This window comes from Clostridium sp. MSTE9, assembly GCF_000277625.1.
GTDB classification, from domain to species: Bacteria; Bacillota; Clostridia; order Oscillospirales; family Acutalibacteraceae; genus Faecalispora; species Faecalispora jeddahensis.
In genome coordinates, this window is record NZ_AKFU01000054.1 from 32,306 (window position 1) to 51,893 (window position 19,588).

The window sequence follows — 19,588 nt, forward strand, 5'->3', positions numbered from 1 at the left end:
GAATCAAGATGAAGTTAAGAGAGATTCTTTTGGAATTTTGTGCTGACATTGTCAAGACGTTGTGTCAAGAAAATCCAAAGTCCAAACAGGCATTTAAAAACTACCGCTAAAATCAGAAATTGGAAACGGCTCTGTAAAGTATCTTTCCGTTGGGCGCGCAGCTGAATGCTGACAAAGCGGTTCTTTGGGAGCGTCAGTCAGAATCGTATCCGAGCCCGCTCCAATGCAGGATCGCTCTCTATTTTCATTGATCCTTACTCCCTTTTCAATCCGCAAGAACTATGCTACAATGAAAAAAATGCAGCCGCGCCCCAATGGACGCGTATTTTCAGTTCATCCGCATGTTTTTATTCTCTCTTACGGCAAGAGAAAGGTGGGTCACTCCATGTATGACAAACCGATTCGTCAGGTAAACCGCGAGATCACCGAGGCTTTGGCCTCTCTCCGACTGGCTGTGCTTCCTAACCGAAAAACCACCCTGGATCAATTCAAAAATCCTGACTGGATCGAGGGACTGACCGCTCTGTTTCCCATTCGGGAACGGCTCCGCTGCACCCAGGTGCTGGATTTGTGCACCCCGGTGCTCAGTCAGCTGTGCCCCAACGCACCAGAGGAAGGCTGGCTCCGTTTTTCTTATCAATATATCTGCAGTCTGATGTTCCCGGAAAACGGGTTTGCGCCAAAAGCCGGCCGATATGCCCAGGGGGCCCGTATCTACCTGACCATTCTTCAAATTCTTCTGGATTATGAGCGTACCGCCCTCCCTTTCGACCCAATGCTGGATTTTCAGTTCCTGTCGGAAGAGGAATACAGCCGCTGCGGCAATGCCAAAGAATACCGCCGCCTGATGAATGCCTGGCGGGAGGAATATCTCTACGAGCTGATGCGCCTTGGGATGGAGGTCACTCCCTATAAAACCCTAAGCCATATCGCCGGCGTCCACTACGTCGCTATGATCGCCGCCCGCGGACTGAAGGAAGCGGGGGTGGAAGTGGACTTGTCCCTGATTTCCGGAGCCGCCGCAACCCACGATTTTGGAAAATTCGGCTGCCGCCCCGGCGAGCGGGTTCCCTATCTGCACTACTACTATACCGACCAATGGCTCCTTGCCCGAAAGATGGACGGGATCAGTCACATCGCCTCCAACCACTCCACCTGGGATCTGGAGCTGGAGTCCCTGTCGGTGGAATCCCTGCTTTTGATCTACGCGGATTTTCGCTCCAAGCAAATCCGGGACGCGGACGGCAAAGAGGCTATTGTTCTTTACTCGCTGAATGAGTCGTATCAGGTGATATTATCCAAGCTGGACAATGTGGACCGGAATAAGCGCAGACGGTATGAATTCGTCTATGGAAAGCTCCACGACTTCGAGGACTATATGCGCAGCCTTGGAGTGGATATCGATCTGACAGGACATCCGCAGCCTTCCACTCCTCACAAGGACCCCGCCCTGATGAGCCCGGAGGAGACGCTGAACAGCCTGATCCTTTTGTCGGTGGATCACAACGTGCGGCTGATGCATATGCTGTCCAACGAGCAAAAGTTCGGCAATATCATCGAGGAAGCGCGTTCCGCCAAAAGCTGGCAGCAGCTGCGGGCCTACCTCAACGTTTTTGAGGAATATTTTACCTATCTGTCCGTTCGGCAGAAAACGCAGGCACTGTCTTTTCTGTATGAACTGCTGGTTCACCGCGAGGGCGATATCCGACGCCAGGCCGGCAGCCTGATCGGCCAGCTGATCGCCCGCTTTTATCTGGTTTACCGCAAAGAGATTCCCGCCGACGCTCAGAATGACCCGGCGGAAGAAGTCCCCTTCACCCTGTGGGCGCAATATCTGGATCGAATCATTTTTCCGGACCATAAGACCACTCCCCAAGAGCGTTCTCACATCAGCTACGCTTTAAAGCTGGTGGTCGGAGCCATGCTCGATTACGCCCGGCCCGGAGATGTGCCTCGCTTTTTAGGCGCCCTGCTGAACTACTATGACAAGCCGGAGGGAATCGTCCCCGATACCGCCTTCACTCTGCTGGACGCCATCCGGTATCTGCCCCCCCAATATTATGGGGAGGAAACGCGGAGCAAACTGATTGATTTTGCCGCCTATTTTGCCGCTTCCGGAGAATTGCGGCTGATCATCGCCGCTCTGGAGTTTCTGCGGGAAGCCGAACGTTCCCTTTCCCGCAGCCACCCACAGATGGCCCACATTGTTCAGGTCGCCCGGAATTTGGAATCGAATCAGCTGACCACCATCTTCCTTCAGTACAAGATTCTGCGCCGGGCCGGAGAGGATGTCACCGCCCTCGAGCACACCCTGTACCACATGGACATCACCAGCGAGGTCTTTTTGGATAATCTGAAAATCGCCACTCCCTGGGTAGTCAAGGTGGCCGGCGTAGAGCTTTTGCGGGACCAGGTGGAACACGGTCTGAAAACGCATACGCTTCATATTGCCACCCACTTCTCCAATCTGGTAAAGGTATCTGAACGGGTGGTGGTCCGGCACACTGCCGGCTCCGCCCTGGTGCGTACTCTGCCAATCCTGCGCCGGGATCAACGCAACGAGGTAGTTGTAGAACTGGGCAAGGGTCTGGAAATGGGCCAGTACGAAATTTCCAAATACATCCCTGAATATTTGGGCAAGACCGCCCTATACCTCTACCCGGAAGAACTGGATGAGCAGGTGCTGTGGCTGAAGGGGCTGCTGGGTTCCCCCAGCAACTCCGCCGTTTCCGGTGCGCTGAACACCATCGGGGTGCTCCTTCAGCACTATCCCGCCTATCGGGAACGATTTTCCGAGTCGGAGTCCGCCTATGAAGCCCGGCGCCAAGAGCTGCTTGGCCTGCTGCTTCAGGGGCTGGCTCATTACCGGGAAGAAGTGCATCAGGAAGCCTTGCTGGTCATTGGCAAGCTGCTGTTCGAATCTTCCGTGCTGAACATGGAAGAAAAAGGGCGGCTGTTTTCCCTGTGTTACCGCAAACTGCTCTTCCTGATGCAGGAGGTACCGGGCCACAACAGCCTGACCTTCTTCTACCGGGCTGCCGCCCTCGCCCATATCAACCGCTTTATTGCTGTGCGGCGGCTGGACCATGGTCCTTTCTCCTTTGACACGCCCCGGAATATTGCTTTTTTCCCCGGTACCTTCGATCCTTTTACTCTGTCTCATAAAGGCATTGTCCACGCCATTCGGGATATGGGGTTTGAAGTCTATCTGGCGGTAGACGAGTTCTCCTGGTCTAAAAAGGCCCAGCCCCATCTGATCCGCCGGCAGATCGTCAATTTGTCAGTGGCCGGGGATTTTCATGTTCACCTGTTCCCGGACGACATTCCGGTCAACATTGCCAATCCCGCCGACCTGCGGCGGCTGACGGAGCTGTTCCCAAAGCAGCAGGTTTATGTAGTAGTGGGGAGCGACGTGGTGCTCAACGCCTCCTCCTACCGGGCCCAGCCGGCCCCTTATTCCATCCATCAGATGAACCATATTATCTTCCGCCGGGCAGGGGAAGCCGAGCTGCCCCGCAGCCTGCCCATCACCGGCAAGGTCATCCAGCTGCAGCTGCCTCCCCATCTGGAGGACATCAGCTCAACCCGCATCCGGGAAAATGTGGATCTCAACCGGGACATCTCTACCTTTACTGACCCGGTCATTCAGGACTTTATCTATCAAAACGGCCTCTATCTTCGAGACACGCCAGACAAACCCCTCCTCTATGCCGGGGATCTGGAATTTCAGTGGATTGATACCCCTTCCCCAGCCCTTCTGATCAGCCTGACTGCCGGGCAGCCGGACGGAGAAGCGGTTTGCGCCGCGATCATCCGCCGGCAGGATCGCATCCTGCTGCTGCGCCGCACCGGACACCAGAAGCATCTGGGCTTTGTCAGCTACCGCCTGCTGACGACCTCTCAGCTGTTCGCCGCACTGGAGGACCACGAGCTGGCCAACCGGATTCGTCTTCGTTCCGCCGGCAACGTGCTTTTTATCACCACCCTGAGCGCCGATACCTCTGAACGGCACAAGGATTACGGTCAGCTTCTTCTCAGTGAGCTGCTTGCCCGGGCGCTGGAGGAGGAGTGCGTCTACGCTGTTTTCCGCCCCCACGACGGCCGCATGCCCCCCTCTTTGGAGGACGCGCTGTCCCGACAGGGCTTTGTCTCGCGAGAGGGAGACGCCCCGATCCGGGAGGTGGATATGCATGCCCCCACGGTGCTCATTCAAAACCTGGAAACTACGATTCAGGAGCCGTTGTGCCGCAATTCCCGGGTGCTGTCCTCCATTCGCCGGGGCCACGAGCAGCTTCAGCGCGCCCTGACCGGGCTGTATCCGGGCTCTTTGGTTCTGACGCTGTCTGCCGACATCATTCACCACCGGCTGCTGGAGAAGATCACCGCCTACAACAACGTACCTTCCACGTCCACCACTCCGCGGACACTCGGCGAAAATATGTGTGTGCCTTTCGGCAAGCTGCTCCGGGGCAAAAGCGTTCCGAACACGGTGACCAAAACCGTTCACACCGACAGGGTGTTTTCTCCCGATCTAACCGAGACTACCATCGAGGCTTTCCCCTATTACGCCTCCATTCCCTGCCAGATTCGCACCATCAAATCCTTTAACCGGCCGGTGATTCTGGTAGATGACCTGATGCACCCCGGCCTTCGTATGGGGGTGCTGGATCCCATCCTGCGCGAGGAGGGCGTTCCCATCCGCATGGTGCTGGTGGGCGTGCTGTCGGGCTATGGCAAGGATCTGATGCATTCCTGGGATCGGCCGATCGACAGTGTATACTTCCTGCCCCGACTGCGGCAGTGGTTTGTAGAATCCACTTTGTATCCCTTCATCGGCGGCAACACGATCCGCAGGCCCAGCTTCCCGGTTCCCGGCCTGCTGCCGGGCATCAACCACATTCTGCCCTACGCGGCCCCTTCCAATCTGTCTGAGTGCGGTCGGGATGCGGTGTTCCAGCTGTCCCGAACCTGCCTGGAGGCCGCCCACGACGTCATCTCTACTTTAGAGCAGGAATACCGGATTCTCTATGGCCGCAATTTGACTCTGTCCCGACTGCCGGAGGCGGTCATCCTGCCCCTGTGCCCCGACAAGGGCACTTGTCTGAGCTACGACCCCAACCTGTCCGCTTCCGTTTATCTGGAAAACGATCTGGAGCAGCTGCTGCGTGAATATCAATAAATCATGCTGCACGCAGAGGATTGTTCTCCGCTTTTCGTGTCTGTTTGTCCACAATTCATTTTTCTGGAAGGTGATGCTATGTATTACTATAGTTACAAGGGCGCTCATCTGGTGTCTCTCACCCCTCTGGACGGCTTCGGCCCGCCCATTGCTCCGGTGACGGAGGGAAGGCTCTTTGCTCCGGTTCCCGGGGACGCGGTTTTGGACAGAGGTTCTTTCCGTATCGGCCATCCGGGACAGCTGCTGGCCCCCCATGGGCTGGAGGTGCTGGACGCCTCTCGTCTGACCGAGGCAGAAGTCGACGACCCTACCCTGGCCGCCATCGCCGAGGGCCGGCTCACCGCGGTCAACACGGGCCGTCCCGGATGGGAAGAATTGCTCACCGCCGCCCCGAAATCTGGCAAGCGGCGGGTCAATCTGCTGGCCATCGGGGATGTAGGCTCCACTTTGCTCACCGGGTTGAAGCTGCTGGGAGGGGACGTCATCTCTTCCATCGGTATCTGCGATCTGTCGGATCAGATCACTGCCCGCTGGGAATTCGAGATGGGTCAGGTCGCGCTACCCTGGGATTACGACGCCCTGCCCGAGGTGGAGATCGTCTCCCCCGACCACATCTTCGACTGTGATGTGTTTGTCTTTGTGGCTTCGAAAGGCATTCCTCCGGTGGGGTCTCAGGTCAAGGACGTACGCATGGCCCAGTTCGAGGCGAACGCCTCTATTGTGAAGCATTATGCCAGAATGGCCCGCGATGCCCGATTCCAGGGCCTGTGGTGCGCCGTGTCCGATCCGGTGGATCCCCTGGCCAAAACCGCCTATTTGGAAAGCAACCGCGATGAATCCGGCGTGTGGGACGGCAAAGGTCTGCGCCCCGAACAGATTCAGGGCTTTGGCCTTGGTGTAATGAATGCCCGGGCCGCCTACTATGCCAAGCGGGATGCACGGTTGTCTTCCTTTCTGTCGGAGGGGCGTTCCTTTGGCCCCCACGGCACCGGGCTTTTCATTGCCAACTCTATCCAGAACTATGACGAGGCGCTGTCTCAGGAGCTGACGCATCTCACCGTGACGGCGAATTTAAAGATGCGTGAGCTGGGCTTTAAGCCTTATGTGGCTCCCGCCCTGTCCTCCGGCGCTTTATCCCTGTTGCTCGCCCTGCGGGGGGAGTGGCACTGCGGCTCTGTTTTTTTGGACGGCATTTATATGGGTGTGAAGAACCGCTTTACCACCGCCGGCATCGAAACCGAATTGCTGCCCCATATGCCGGACGCCCTGTTCGGCCATATTCGTGAGGCGGCGCAGCATCTGAAAGAGATTTTATAACTGTTTGAGAAGAAGGTTAATGGAATGTCCCTGATAGTAGTCTGTCCTTATCCGGACGCCCAGGGAGCAGACATGCGTCTGGACGGAATTTTACATCATGCCCTGGAGGGGCGGGAGACCCGCACTTTGCGCCGGGCGGAGGATCTGATCGATCTGGCCGGCGAGCGTCTCCTTTTCGCCTTACCCCTTGGGGATACCGGCACAAATATAGAGTATGTCAAACTGCTGGCTCGCCTGCGCCGAGAGCCCGGGCTGCTGGAGGGCTGCACGGCCGGATTGATCGTAGACGGAACCTCCCCTTTCTATACCAAGTCGGCGGCGGCAGAATTGGCTCTAGCAGCCAATCTGGCCGGCTGTGCGTTTTTGGGCCGCCCACTGGTAGAGGGTACCGGTTCCCTCGTCAACTTTAAGGTTCAGGCCAAGCAGCTGAATACTGATTTTCTGGGAGCCTACCGCGCGGCCGCACGGGAACTGGCCGACCGATTGGAGCGGGAAATCTTCCCCAAGCCGGAGAAACCGGAACTTTTGGTGCTCCACGCCTCCAGCCACCATACCTCCAACACCCTGGCGCTGTGGGAGGAAGTCAGGTCCCGCCTTGGCGACGCGTTCACTGTGACCGAAATCGGGCTGCGCAACGGCACCCTCTCAGACTGCTCGGGCTGCCCCTACACCATGTGCCTCCACTTTGGCGAACGAGGGGGCTGCTTCTACGGCGGCGTGATGCAGGATGAGGTCTACCCCGCCGTTCGCCGGTGTGCCGGGGTAGTGATGCTCTGTCCCAATTATAATGACGCGCTGTCCGCCAACCTGACCGCTTTTATCAACCGTCTTACCGCCCTGTTTCGCCAGACACGCTTTTACGATAAGGCGCTTTTCTCCATTGTGGTATCCGGCTACTCCGGGGGCGATATCGTAGCCCGGCAACTGATTGCCGGACTGAATATGAACAAGTCGTTCTTTCTCCCCGGCCGGTTTTCCATGCTGGAGACGGCCAACGACCCCGGCGAAGCTTTGGCCCTGCCAGGGATCGGAGAGCGGCTGGATGAATTTGCGGCCCGAATCCGCAGCACCCTGCTGGATTAATTTATTACAATAAAATACCACCGACTAGCCGGTGGTATTTTAGAAGCGGGTATAACCCGCTATTACTGGTAGCCATTGCAATGACTGGTACGGTCTGACATTTGCAATGGCTTGTTACTTGTTGCCCTTAAAAGGGTCCTGATATTCTCTAGATGTCAATTGATCCTCTAGCTTATCTTCTTCCAGTTAATTTTGGATGTATTCTACTATTCTTTTTGCATTCTTTCCAACCGTATCTACATAAGAAAATGCGCACTAAAATGTTAAGAACAATTTCAATACTGGCCGATAATGGAACTGAACTCAGGGAACCTTATTCTAAGCCTTTGGGTGATTGTATTTTCGAATTACGTGCTAAGGCTGGTTCAGATATTTCCCGCGTTTTATATTTCTTTTTTGTTGAACGGCGAGTGATTATTACGAACGGATTCGTTAAAAAACACAGAAAACATTTCCTGCTGAAATAGAACGAGCAAAACAGTACCGTGCCGGATACCTGAAGAGAAAGAGGCTTAAAGCATGAACACCAATTTTAACGATTTTTTAAAGGATCAGCTGAGCGATCCGGAAATAAAGGCTGAATATGATGCATTAGAGCCTGAATTTGCGATGATTCAGGCAATGATTGATGCGCGGAAAGGCACTGGTATTACTCAAAAACAGCTTGCTGAAATAACTGGTATCGCACAAGGTGATATTAGCAAGCTCGAAAACGGGAACGCAAACCCGTCTTTAAGGACGCTCCAACGGCTTGCAGCTGGTATGGGTATGAAATTGAAGATAGAGTTTGTACCAACCACAAATAAATAAAGAAAAATCAAAGGCAGTCACCCAATTTGTGACTGCCTTTTTAGTTTTATTAATAATACCAGCTAGAATACAAAATGAATTCGGATAGTTTATCGACCGATATCAGAACCACCTTACCTCTTCGCCTCTACAAACCATCGATCCTCTATTAATTAGATTTGATATCATTGTTCAAAAGTGTAATCTTGACTTTTAATGTAAATAATATTATAATGCACTCAAACGCAAATGAATATCGTTTGCATTTGAGTGCTTAGTTTTTTTGCCCATACCAAGATAGGCAGGTCAATTATACAAATGATTTTATCTATATAGAGATAGATTTTAATAAGGTCAAAATTGAAATTTACAACAGTTGCAACTTATTTACTGAAATTCAATTATTTATTCATTTTACTAATATTATATTGCCGGTGAAAATGTTAGGAACAAATGAGAAAAGAAAGACATAGATTCGATCCTGCCCACTCAGTGGAAACAATTCTTAAGATCCTCTATAGCTTTGTTTTTTGTGTCTATGCTTTTTTTGTTGAACACACCTGTACGCGTATCGCAAATATAATGATTTAGATATTGGGGTTTATAAAAAAACTGCTTGACAGAAGAATAGCCTTTCTGTCAAGGCAGTTTATATTTTTATGTTATGTGAGAAGAAAAAATGATTTTCTCCATCAATTGATTAATTAAAAGTCTTAACCTTTATCTGCTTTTTGACAACGTTACGGTGGAAAGTAATACTGCTACAGGAATTGTGGCCAATAAGCTTAAACTTCCAGTAAGTGATTGTAAGAATTCATAGATAATCTCTTCCTTATTCAACAAACTAATCAGCGGATAGTTAGATGCAGAGTACATGAGCACCGTAATAAGAGATCCCCCTATATAAGCAAGAACCAAAGTACTGGTCATTGTTCCCATTACATCCCGTCCAATTGAAAATCCTGATTGTATCAGCGCTCCGGCAGTAATGTAAGAATCATTGGCTTTCAATTCCCATAGTGGTGAAATAATAGACATAGAGACATCCATAACAGCCCCTAAAGCTCCTATAGTGATCATGGAAAACAAGATCGCTTTCACACTCACATTCTCAATCCCTAACAATGTTTCCAACATGAAAGCCTCATCATTTATATATCCAGTGAGTTTCATTGCTTTATCCATGATAAAAGTGATAAGACCTGAGGCCAAAACACCTACAATGCAGCTAAAGGCGGCTGTGATGCTTTTTTGATTTATGCCATAGACTATCGCATATGTTGTGGCAATAATGTACAGGCAGGTAAGTCCGCAAGAAATATACACGTTATATCCAGCACGAACAAAAGGAATAAATAGATAAAAAATAGATAAACAGGTGAACCCCAGTGCCAGCAGTGTACGAAAGCCTTTGCTTCCGCCCATTAGCAGGATAAGCACTGTAAATACGGCTCCGAGTATTATGATTTTGTCCAATCGATAATAATACTGAAACAAATATATATCGCCATAAGATAAAAGCGCTACTTTTTCACCAATAGAGATTGGGATGGATTGCTTATCATCGCTGCTGATGATCTGTTTCGCCTGAACGACTTCATTCTTATGCTTTTCTCCTTCAAAAATTTTAGCTAAAAAGACGATCTCCATTTGACCTGGATTTTGTACATTCTCGTTAGATGATTCAATAGAAACAACTTGACCATAAAGCATAGAATCTATTTCCGTCTCTTTATCATAAATGATCCCTGAATGGATTTTATCCACAGCATATTGATGCCCATAGTAAATCGTAATTACTGCTAAAGCACATATTATGATGTACTCAAAGCAAATTGCAATTTTTTTCATATTACCTCCAAAAAGAGTGCTTGTCTTTGGTATGTTTTATAAATCTATGATTGATTGTAATGAAATATGATGAATGTACAAATACAACTTTTGTTCTAAGCGGAGAGCAATATGAAATTTAATCGAATGACTATAAAATCAAAACGCTGTAGAAATATTGAAATAAAAGCTATGTTCCACAGCTGAGTTTGTCTGAATATGTATACCAGAAATAAAATGCTTGTATAGAAATCTGTTAGAGAAATGGAGTCTGTTTTAATGATTAGAACGAAAGAACATAAATTTTACATAAAAGGTGCTGTCATATGGATATCAGTGGTGTTTTTCTCTATTGTAGCTATATTAGTTGGCAATCACATTGTTACGAAAGACTTTTCATTATTCAATGAATCAGGTGAAGAAGTTGCTAAGGGACAGGTAATTGATATACTCGATCGATCATCTGTTGAATCGCCGTTTGGCGAAACGGAGAGTTCTACAAACACAATCATTCGTTTTACCTGTAAGATTAAAAACGGGCTTTATAAAGATCAGGTAGTTGATGCACAACAATCAATTGACAGTATGTATAGTGGAAGTGAGTTGATAAAGGAAGTAGAGCCAGGAGATAGTATTATGCTTTTCAAAACAGACCCATCAGATCCCTCTATCACCGCCTGGCAGTTCGGGGACTATTATCGTTTTGATAAAATTGTGATTTTAGGAATGATATTTGCAGGACTGGTTTTACTGATTGGGCGAGGGAAAGGTATTAACACCCTACTTTCACTGACTTTTACCTTTCTATTTGTTTTTCTGGTTTTTGTGCCATCTGTTATGAATGGTTTTAACGCTTATATCGGCGCTGCAATTACCTGCTTCTACACTATTGTCATGACTTTGGTATTAATTAACGGAATCAGTAAAAAAACACTTGCAACTATGATTGGTTGTGTATCAGGAATCATCTTTGCCTCTATCGCTACTAATATCATGAGCAAAATACTTCTTCTCACAGGATTTGTAGATGAACACTCCGTCTATTTAATTTTTCTCAATCCGGACAAGCCAATTGATCTTACTGCAATCATTTTTGCAGCGATTATCATTGGTGCAATGGGCGCTATTATGGATGTAGCTATGGATATTTCCTCTTCGCTTTTCGAATTATGCGAACATGCTCCTAATATCACATTTCAAAAATTACTAAAAAGCGGTATGCGTATAGGGCGTGATATCATGGGTACCATGGCAAACACACTGGTATTGGCCTATATCGGAAGCTCTTTATCAAGCATTATATTACTGCTTACTTATTCTAATTCCATCATGCACCTTTTGAACCGAGAGGTAATCATTGTTGAGTTTTTACAAGCGTTAATCGGCAGTTTGGCTATCATGCTTACAATTCCATTTACAGTATTTACCTGTGGACTTATCTATCTCCGGAGAAAAGAAGAAAACTCCTGATGATAACCTTTCAGAAATTTATAGCTTACCTGGATTAAAACACATTCGTTTGTGCCCGTATAAAATTCATTCGGCATCATCAGCGAACCAAATCTATAAGTTATGTCCAAAGCTTTCTTTTATCTTTCTGATTGAGGTTAACTGCCGATACAAGTTAAACCAATTTGGAGGCAATTTAAAATGCAGACATCTACCATTCTGATTGTTGATGATGATTGTGATATATGTGAAGTCATTTCCGCCCTGCTGCAAAGTGAGGGGTTCTTCACACTGCAGGCCTGCAATGGACAAGAGGCGTTGTCCTTATTGAGTGGCAATATCGATCTGATTATTTTGGATATTATGATACCCGGGGACTCCGGCTTTGCGATTTGTAAAAAAATGCGCAGATTTACCACTGCTCCCATTCTGTACCTGAGTGCCAAAAGCTTGATTTCCGATAAAGAAGCCGCATTCGATTCCGGCGGCGATGATTATTTGACAAAACCGTTTATCCCAGCAGAGCTTTTAACAAGAGTCAAAGCGATCCTGCGCCGCTACCAGATCTATCGAGGAAAAAATTACAGCTTAAATTTGAATCAGGACTTTATTCAGATCAACAGCCTTGCTGTGCATCCCACTTCCGGAGAAGTTTTTTTAAATGGTACGCCAATCCTTTTACGCCATAAGGAGTACCAGCTATTGTCCTTTCTGTCACAAAACCGAGGAACCGTATTTTCTGTGCAAAGTCTTTATGAACAGCTTTGGGGGGAACCTTATCTCCCTTCTGCCAACAATACGGTAATGGTGCATATTCGAAACCTGCGGCAAAAAATTGAAGCGGACCCTCAACGTCCAAAATATATCCTTACTGTTTGGGGGGAGGGCTACCAAATTGTTTAAGATAAAACTGAGTTCAAAATTGGCTCTTTGTACATTATCTGCTTTTTTGATTGCTTCCGTTGCTTTTTTAGCAATACATAAAGTCGGTGAGCTATGGATCGAGGACAAGTTCAGTGATCCTGCCTTTGTAGAACGACAACAGGATTTAGAAATACAAAATCTACAGGAACATATCGATAACAGCAAGGTTTCTGCTTTGGATTATCATTTTATATCCAGATGGGTAGAAGGGCGCGAGCTTACGACCTTGTGCTTATATTATGGAAGCCATCTGATTTATGATTCAACGATTTCTTATCGTACGGGGAATTTATCAAGCGGTCGGTTAACTTCTCCCCTGCCATGGCAAAAAACGTATCCTCTGCGATTTTATGACGCGGAGGTAACCGCCGTTGTCAGTACATTTGCCCGTCACCGCTATGTCGATAGAGTGAATCTTCTCTGTCTGACCATATTTTTTGTTACATTTCTTCTGACTATGCTCTACTATGTACGCAGAAAAGTTGTTTATATCCATCACCTGGCTGACGAGATAAAAAACATTGAAAGTGGAAATCTCAATTTTCCCATTACAGTAAAGGGAAACGATGAGCTTTCATCCCTTGCGCAGGATGTCAATAAAATGCGTCATTCCCTGCTGGGGCAGATTATCCGCTTCCAAAAGGCACGCAAGGACCGCGACCAATTCGCGGTGCACATGTCCCACGACCTGCGCACACCTGTTACCAGTCTGATTGGATACCTGGATATTGTGAATCAAAAGCGCTGCCCTAACAAAGAAATACGAGAGCAGTATCTTTATAAGGCGGAAGAAAAGGCGATTCAACTAAAGACTCTTTCAGAAAATATGTTCAATCACTTTTTGACCAGTATGGATGAATTCAAATCAGAAGATGTTTTTTGCGACAGCTCTATCATAGACCTCTTCATCGATGATGGGCTTGTTCTTCTGGAATCACATTTATTTCAATGCTCGGTTTCAAGGGATGAAGGAGAACTCACGTTCTTTTCTATTCGCAAAGCTTCTTTACAGCGGATATTCGATAATATTTTCTCCAATCTACTCAAATATGCTGATCCCGCTTTTGTCATAGAGGTATCCTGCCACAAACTGGAAGATCGTATGGAAATATCCTTTGGCAATCATATCCGGCAAGAAAAGACCGGCGCTGTTTCCAGCGCCGGTATCGGTTTGAAAAGTGTCGATGAGTTAATCAGACGGAACGGCGGATGCTTGCGTATCGATAAGCGCGACGATTTGTTCCAATGTACTCTCTGGATACCGGAAATCCCTAACGCCCTGCTGCGTTGAGAGCCGGAAGATCGATGATGCGCGTACAGACCTTTTGAGCCAGCGCTTCGCTGTGGGTTACCACGATCATCCCCATATCGCGCTCTTTTACGATCGAAAGCACCAGCTGCCAAATCTGCGCTTGTGTAATGACATCCAGCATGGTACTGATTTCATCAGCGAGAAGGAATTTGGTTTTTGGCCCGAGGATCCGTGCGATGCAAAAGCGCTGCATTTCGCCACCGCTCAGTTCGTTGGGCCAGCGATCCAGCCATTGCTTTTCGATTCCGATCTTTTGTAGGAACGCATCGTCGGGAGCCCAGGATTCCTCCAGAATCCGGCGCATTTTCCACCGTATATTTACCGCTTTTTCAGGGTGCTGATAAATAAGCTGTATCGGGCAATAGCCTGTGGTAGGCAAGGGCTTCTCTTCGAACAGGATTTCGCCCTCTGTAGGCACCAGGTAGCCTGCTAAGAGTTTCGAAAGCGTGCTTTTTCCATAGCCGGAAGGGCCAACTAGGCCCACACGTTCGCCTTTGTCTACCGAAAAGCTCACATTTTTTAATATCAGCTCTTTGGGGGAATATCCAAAGCTTACGTTTTTTACCTCAAGTAGCATGCTTGCACCTCACCTCTCCTCCTCGCATTTTACGCATCTCCACCTCTCCCGAGCAGTCGTCGGTGCGGTACTGGCAGCGCGGCGCAAAGGGGCACCCGCTGGGCAGGCTGCCCGCATAAGGCTGCAGCCCGGAAATGGGAACAAAATCGTTCTGCGGCAAAGCATCCCACAGCGCTTTTGTATATGGATGGCGCAGGCGCTCCTTTCCTTCAAGAAAATCCTGTACCGGTGCGATTTCTACGGTTGTTCCCGCGTAAAAAACAGCAATTTTATCGGCAATGCTGAGTGCCAGATCAATGTCGTGTGTGATGAGCATAACGGCATTTCCGGCATCGGCGATCTCGCGGAAATAGCGCATGGTTTCCTCCGCCACTTCCGGATTAAGTCCCGGAGTAGGTTCGTCCGCAATGATCAGGTGTGCGTCCGTAATGACCGCCGTAGATACCAGAACCCTGCGTGCCATGCCGCCGGAAAGCTGAAAGGGATATTTCTGTGCGGTTTCCGGCGAAAGGTTGAACCGCCGGAACACCTCTTGCTGCTGCCGCTCCGTTCCGTGAATTCCAATGACCTGCTTGCCGACGCGCATCATGGGATCTAAATAGCCCACCGACTGCGGAACCAGCGCGATTTCTTTTCCCCGCAGCTTTTTTTGCAGGTGGGGGGTCAGCTCCCGGCCGCAATACTTCATGGAGCCGGAGTAGGAGCTGTTGTGGGGCAATATTCCTAAAATGGCGTGGGCAAGCAGGCTTTTGCCGCTTCCGGACGAACCTACTACTGCCAAAATTTCGCCCGTATTAATAGCAATGTTCAAGCTGGATATGACCTTCAGTTCCTTCTGGTTCAATCCGCGGTCATACATCCGAAAACAAATAGACAGATCTGTTACCTCCAGAACCGGAGGCTTTTCTTTTTTCTGTGACATAATTCCTCCTATTCCTGTGCGCTGTATGGATCTATAATGGTTCGTAAATTGTCCCCGATCGCATCAAACAGCAGTACAATCAACAAAAGCGCCGCGCCGGGAAGTACCGTAAGCCACCAAAATCCGGAGGTCAGATACCGCATGGATTCAGACAAAATGACACCGACCGCCGGTTCCTCCGGAGACAGCCCAAACCCCAGAAAAGTGATGGAGGCTTCATGTAAAATAGCATGTGGGAATAATAAAATCAATCCGACAATGTATTGTGGAACTACATGGGGCAGGATATGCCGCACGGCGATAAACAACCGGCTGCGCCCCATCTTGCGGGACGCCTGTACAAACTGTGCGTTCTTTACCGCCAGAACCTCCGCACGGACAACGCGTGCCAGGTTGGGCCAATGGCTGACTGCGATACCTACCATAACGCCCTGCAGGCCCTTGCCGAGCATAAAAGAGATGAGCATCAGCAGAATCAGGTGAGGAATGCCCTGCACCATATCGATCAGCCACAAGACAGCCTGATCCACTTTTTTCCCCATAACGGCCGAAAGGGTACCCAGAATGACCGCTATCACAGAGCTGATGCCTGCCGCCAATACGCCGATGAGGATACTGGTGGAAAGTCCCTTTACTGTGCGCGCAAGCATATCGCGGCCCATCCAGTCGGTGCCGAACAGATGCGAGAATGACGGCGGCAGATTCTTGTTTTCAAAATTGGTGGCATAGGCATCCGGCAGCATAAAAACACCTGCTGCCGCCACACCAATCAAAATCACGATTGCCGCTATGACGATCGCCAAAGTCCATGTGCGGCGATTGATCAAAGGTTTTCCTACTGCAACGATTTTACTTGGCATGTGCTACCTCCCTGATTTGAGGATCGATCACGGGATAAAGCAGATTGGCAATCATATTTCCGCAAAAGACAAACAATGCGCTGAACAAAGCAATTCCCATCAGCAGCGGTGTATCCCCGTGAGTTCCTGCAAGCACGGCGGCCTGTCCGATGCCGGTATAGGAAAAAACATTCTCCGCCAGCACCGAGCCGCCGAACAGCTCGCTGATCGCCGCAAACTGCAGGGTAACAGCCGGCAAAAGAATATTGCGGAATCCATGACGGCGGATCGCCTGCCATTTTCCCTCTCCTCGTGCCTGTGCAAAGAGCATAAAGTCGCTTTCCATAATGTCAATCAGCTTCTGCCGGGTATGCAGCGCAATGTTGGACACTCCGGTGATGGAAAGCGTGACTGCCGGCAATACCAAATGATGCAGCCGCTCCCAGATTGTCACCTCGCCCGCCAGCTTACCGATCGGTGCGGAAAGCCCCAGCGGAAACCACCCAAGCTTTACCGCGAATACCATCATCAGCAATAGTCCCAGCCAAAATGCCGGGCTGGAGGACAGCAGCAGGCAAATTGCCTTAATCGCCTTATCGATCGGACTATTGCGGCAAGCCGCTGAAATGACCCCCAACAGAAATCCGAAAATTCCCGACAGCACCCATGCAACCCCCATTAGCATAATGGATTGCGCGAAACGTTCCCCTATTACTGCGGTTACAGGCTGTTGAAAGTAGTAGGATCTGCCCATATCACCATTTGCAAGCGCCTTTAACCAGCTAACGAGCCGGCCGGCCGGAGGCTCGTTAAGGCCCCAGTATTCGGCAATCGCCGCCCTTTGCTCTTCACTGATTGCGCTTTCCGATCCGACGTAAGCACTAATTGGATCGATGGGTGATGCATTTGCCAGCAGAAAGGTGACGATGACCACTGCAATCAGCAATGTGACACCGCGTAAAAAATTTTCTGCGATTATTTTTGCTACACCTTTTTTCATCGCACTCTCATTTCTCCCTTCTTTTCATGCAAAATGCGGCCAAACCACAACCGGGTATGGCCGCATTTACCTTGATACTGAATTCAGACTATTTTACAGCGCTCCAGTCCATGATGTTGCCCAATACCGCAAAGCCATGATCGTGAGGGTGAATCTTCTGCTCGCCTATGCTGATTCCATCCCGGACAAAATGAAGATGGCTGATATTTGCCACGTAAATATAAGGCGCATCACCAAGAATGCTGCCACCGGTCGTTCCGTCCCACTGCGCTTTTTGCCAGTACTGATTGGCTTCTTCCTGCGTGGTTGCCGCTATGGCTGCTTCAAGATACTTGTCAACCGTTGGGTTTTTATACGCTACAATATTATACCAGCCGCCTTTTGCTGCGTAAGCACCATAAAGCGCATTGTAAACAGGAGTGGGGTTATAGTCACCGCCACCCAACATAAAGGCGTCCTTGTGTTTGCGGGGGTTACGGTCTGCGGAGGAAAGACCTTCGGTAATCACATTGATGCCAAACGTCTTTGCCTGCTCACTGAATGCCATGGAAATCGATTGACGGGTAGAATCGTCGGAAGCATAAATCAAACTGAACTCTGCTTTCCTGCCGTTCTTCTCGCGGATCCCATCACCATCGGTATCCACCCAGCCGGCATCATCCAAAATTTTCTTTGCCGCTTCCACATTGCCGTCGGTGAGAATTACCTCTTTATTATCCCATGGCAGACCCTGGGAAATGGTGTAGGCAACCTCGCCGTAACCGTTAAGCACCGTGTCGATGATCTTCTGGCGATTGACGCCATTCGCCAGTGCCCTGCGGATCGCCAGATCGCTGGTCACTTCGTTGCCGATTGCGTATCCCTCTTTGCTGGTTTCACCAGGCTTTTGGACAGGCAGCGCTATCGTACGGAAATCGTTGGTTTTGCAATCCACCAAATTATAGCCGGACATTCCCTTTACCGCGAGGTTTTCTGAAATTTTTGCTACATCAACTTGTCCGGCCTGCAGTGCCGCGTATGCCGCGTCATCGCTGAGGAACAAAAGTACAAGGCGTTTAAAAGGAGGGTTGCCATTGTAATAATTCTCGTTTGCTTCTACGATCAGTTGCTGTCCTTTATCCCACTGTACAAATTTATAAGGGCCGGAACCGATAGGCTTTTGTGCATAAGCTGTCGGATCGCTGTAAGCATGCTCTGGCACGATCCCCAAGGCAGCCGTCTGATAAATAAAGGTGGACATAGGAGACTTCATGCGGAACACGACCGTTGTGTCGTCAGTTGCCTCGGCCTTGTCCAACAGCGTCAGATCAATGGTGGAAATGCCGTTTTCCTTGGTCTTGTTGTATGTAAAGGCTACATCGCTTGCGGTGAGTTTCTCACCATCATGGCAAACCACATCATCGCGAATTTTGAACGTCCAGGTAAGGCCGTCCTCGCTGACGCTATATTCGGTGGCAAGGTCATTTTTCAACTGATTGTTTGTATCCGTATCCAGCAGCTTGCTTTGAAAGATGGGAGTACCGCTGCTCCCCCATCCCGTGCAGGGATCATATCCGGATTCCTTCTCCCCGCCAACCGCAACAATTACTTCATCTTTTGCAGCTACATCTGTAGCTGGATTGGCGGACGATTGCGATGAGTTCGATTGTGGTTGTGCGGAACAACCAGCAGCAAGCAACAAGATGCTCATCAGCCCCGCAGCTAATCTTATTTTATTCCATCGTTTTTTCATAGACATTCAATCTACCTTTCCATTAAAAAAGTAGTTAGCATTCTCTAACCCCGTTGGAAATTATAATATTATCATGCAGTTATCACAATACTAAGCAAGCAAATTTCAGATTATTTAAGATTCTTTCTTGAAATCCTATCCGACTTTCAGATGGAAATATTTTTCTTTCTAACTTTGGCACAGAAATTAATTTTTTAAACACAGACTTTGCTTGCATAACGCTGTAAAATTTCAGATCGTCCTAACCCGGATATATGGTCTACACAAGATTACTTACTTAACTTTGGATTTTAATTCTCAACGTGTGGTGCTTTTCACGTACAGCAGAAAACACTATAAATTGCTTTGGGCAAATCATCGAGTGTCGGAGGATATTTTAAATTCTTTAACTTTTTGTCCTGTTATTATTTTAAGGCAGAATGTAGCTTCTGGAGGAAACAGGTTTTCTTGTGACAAAAGTGCACCTCCAATGAATTCATCTGCCAAACTCAATGAAATTCGAAGTATTGCAACAATATTTTTGGCAAACTCTTTGTTAATTTCATTTTAACTGTCCATCCATATTGAGCACCGGGCCGCAGAAATACAGATGGTAGAAAATTATGAAAAATCAATCATCAAAGATGCTCTTCTGG

At 48.8% G+C, this 19,588-nt stretch carries 14 protein-coding genes and 1 pseudogene; 8 read left to right on the forward strand and 7 right to left on the reverse strand.

Annotated features, from left to right (window positions below):
• Positions 1-385: 385 nt before the first annotated feature.
• The 3 genes from HMPREF1141_RS16170 to HMPREF1141_RS16180 all read left to right on the forward strand — a co-directional run bounded on the left by HMPREF1141_RS16170 (position 386) and on the right by HMPREF1141_RS16180 (position 7,579).
• A complete protein-coding gene (locus tag HMPREF1141_RS16170; protein ID WP_009066589.1) occupies positions 386-5,179 on the forward strand; it encodes a hypothetical protein in 4,794 nt (1,597 codons plus the stop codon).
• Positions 5,180-5,257: 78 nt separating this feature from the next.
• Positions 5,258-6,496 (forward strand): hypothetical protein, encoded by a 1,239-nt coding sequence (locus HMPREF1141_RS16175; RefSeq protein WP_009066507.1) that lies wholly within the window; start codon positions 5,258-5,260, stop codon positions 6,494-6,496.
• 24 nt (positions 6,497-6,520) lie between these two features.
• Positions 6,521-7,579, forward strand: a complete 1,059-nt coding sequence (locus HMPREF1141_RS16180) for an NAD(P)H-dependent oxidoreductase (protein WP_035317346.1) — start codon at positions 6,521-6,523, stop codon at positions 7,577-7,579.
• Positions 7,580-7,693: 114 nt separating this feature from the next.
• Here the strand turns inward: HMPREF1141_RS16180 and HMPREF1141_RS17745 are convergent.
• Positions 7,694-7,822 (reverse strand): annotated as a pseudogene (locus HMPREF1141_RS17745) (IS200/IS605 family transposase); the annotation flags it as partial.
• A 17-nt stretch (positions 7,823-7,839) separates the two neighbouring features.
• Here HMPREF1141_RS17745 and HMPREF1141_RS17750 point away from each other — a divergent pair.
• Complete coding sequence (locus tag HMPREF1141_RS17750; RefSeq protein WP_242824623.1) at positions 7,840-8,046, forward strand: type II toxin-antitoxin system RelE/ParE family toxin; 207 nt, start codon at positions 7,840-7,842, stop codon at positions 8,044-8,046.
• Positions 8,047-8,098: 52 nt separating this feature from the next.
• The gene (locus HMPREF1141_RS16185; protein WP_009066765.1) at positions 8,099-8,389 is read left to right on the forward strand and encodes a helix-turn-helix transcriptional regulator; all 291 of its coding nucleotides are present in this window, start codon (positions 8,099-8,101) and stop codon (positions 8,387-8,389) included.
• Positions 8,390-9,088: 699 nt separating this feature from the next.
• Here the strand turns inward: HMPREF1141_RS16185 and HMPREF1141_RS16190 are convergent.
• Positions 9,089-10,219 (reverse strand): YibE/F family protein, encoded by a 1,131-nt coding sequence (locus tag HMPREF1141_RS16190; RefSeq protein ID WP_009066613.1) that lies wholly within the window; start codon positions 10,217-10,219, stop codon positions 9,089-9,091.
• Positions 10,220-10,477: 258 nt separating this feature from the next.
• On the opposite strand from HMPREF1141_RS16190, the gene HMPREF1141_RS16195 reads away from it, so the two are divergent.
• From HMPREF1141_RS16195 to HMPREF1141_RS16205, 3 genes are all read left to right on the forward strand, one after another.
• Positions 10,478-11,668 (forward strand): YibE/F family protein, encoded by a 1,191-nt coding sequence (locus HMPREF1141_RS16195; protein ID WP_009066597.1) that lies wholly within the window; start codon positions 10,478-10,480, stop codon positions 11,666-11,668.
• Positions 11,669-11,848: 180 nt separating this feature from the next.
• Positions 11,849-12,550, forward strand: coding sequence for a response regulator transcription factor (locus HMPREF1141_RS16200; protein ID WP_009066781.1), 702 nt, complete (start codon positions 11,849-11,851; stop codon positions 12,548-12,550).
• Positions 12,543-13,862, forward strand: coding sequence for a HAMP domain-containing sensor histidine kinase (locus tag HMPREF1141_RS16205; RefSeq protein WP_009066641.1), 1,320 nt, complete (start codon positions 12,543-12,545; stop codon positions 13,860-13,862). The genes HMPREF1141_RS16200 and HMPREF1141_RS16205 overlap by 8 nt, the downstream gene beginning before the upstream one ends.
• On the opposite strand, the gene HMPREF1141_RS16210 is transcribed toward HMPREF1141_RS16205, so the two are convergent.
• The 5 genes from HMPREF1141_RS16210 to HMPREF1141_RS16230 form a co-directional block, all read right to left on the reverse strand.
• Complete coding sequence (locus HMPREF1141_RS16210; protein ID WP_009066607.1) at positions 13,843-14,460, reverse strand: ATP-binding cassette domain-containing protein; 618 nt, start codon at positions 14,458-14,460, stop codon at positions 13,843-13,845. The genes HMPREF1141_RS16205 and HMPREF1141_RS16210 overlap by 20 nt on opposite strands.
• Positions 14,450-15,382, reverse strand: a complete 933-nt coding sequence (locus HMPREF1141_RS16215) for an ABC transporter ATP-binding protein (protein WP_009066576.1) — start codon at positions 15,380-15,382, stop codon at positions 14,450-14,452. Before HMPREF1141_RS16215 ends, HMPREF1141_RS16210 begins: the two co-directional genes overlap by 11 nt.
• 8 nt (positions 15,383-15,390) lie before the next feature.
• On the reverse strand, positions 15,391-16,242 hold the full coding sequence (locus HMPREF1141_RS16220) for an ABC transporter permease (protein WP_009066552.1): 852 nt from the start codon (positions 16,240-16,242) through the stop codon (positions 15,391-15,393).
• A complete protein-coding gene (locus HMPREF1141_RS16225) occupies positions 16,232-17,221 on the reverse strand; it encodes an ABC transporter permease (RefSeq protein WP_009066585.1) in 990 nt (329 codons plus the stop codon). The genes HMPREF1141_RS16220 and HMPREF1141_RS16225 overlap by 11 nt, the downstream gene beginning before the upstream one ends.
• An 88-nt stretch (positions 17,222-17,309) precedes the next feature.
• Entirely contained in the window at positions 17,310-18,953 is a 1,644-nt protein-coding gene (locus HMPREF1141_RS16230; protein ID WP_035317379.1) for an ABC transporter substrate-binding protein, read from the reverse strand.
• Positions 18,954-19,588 lie beyond the last annotated feature (635 nt).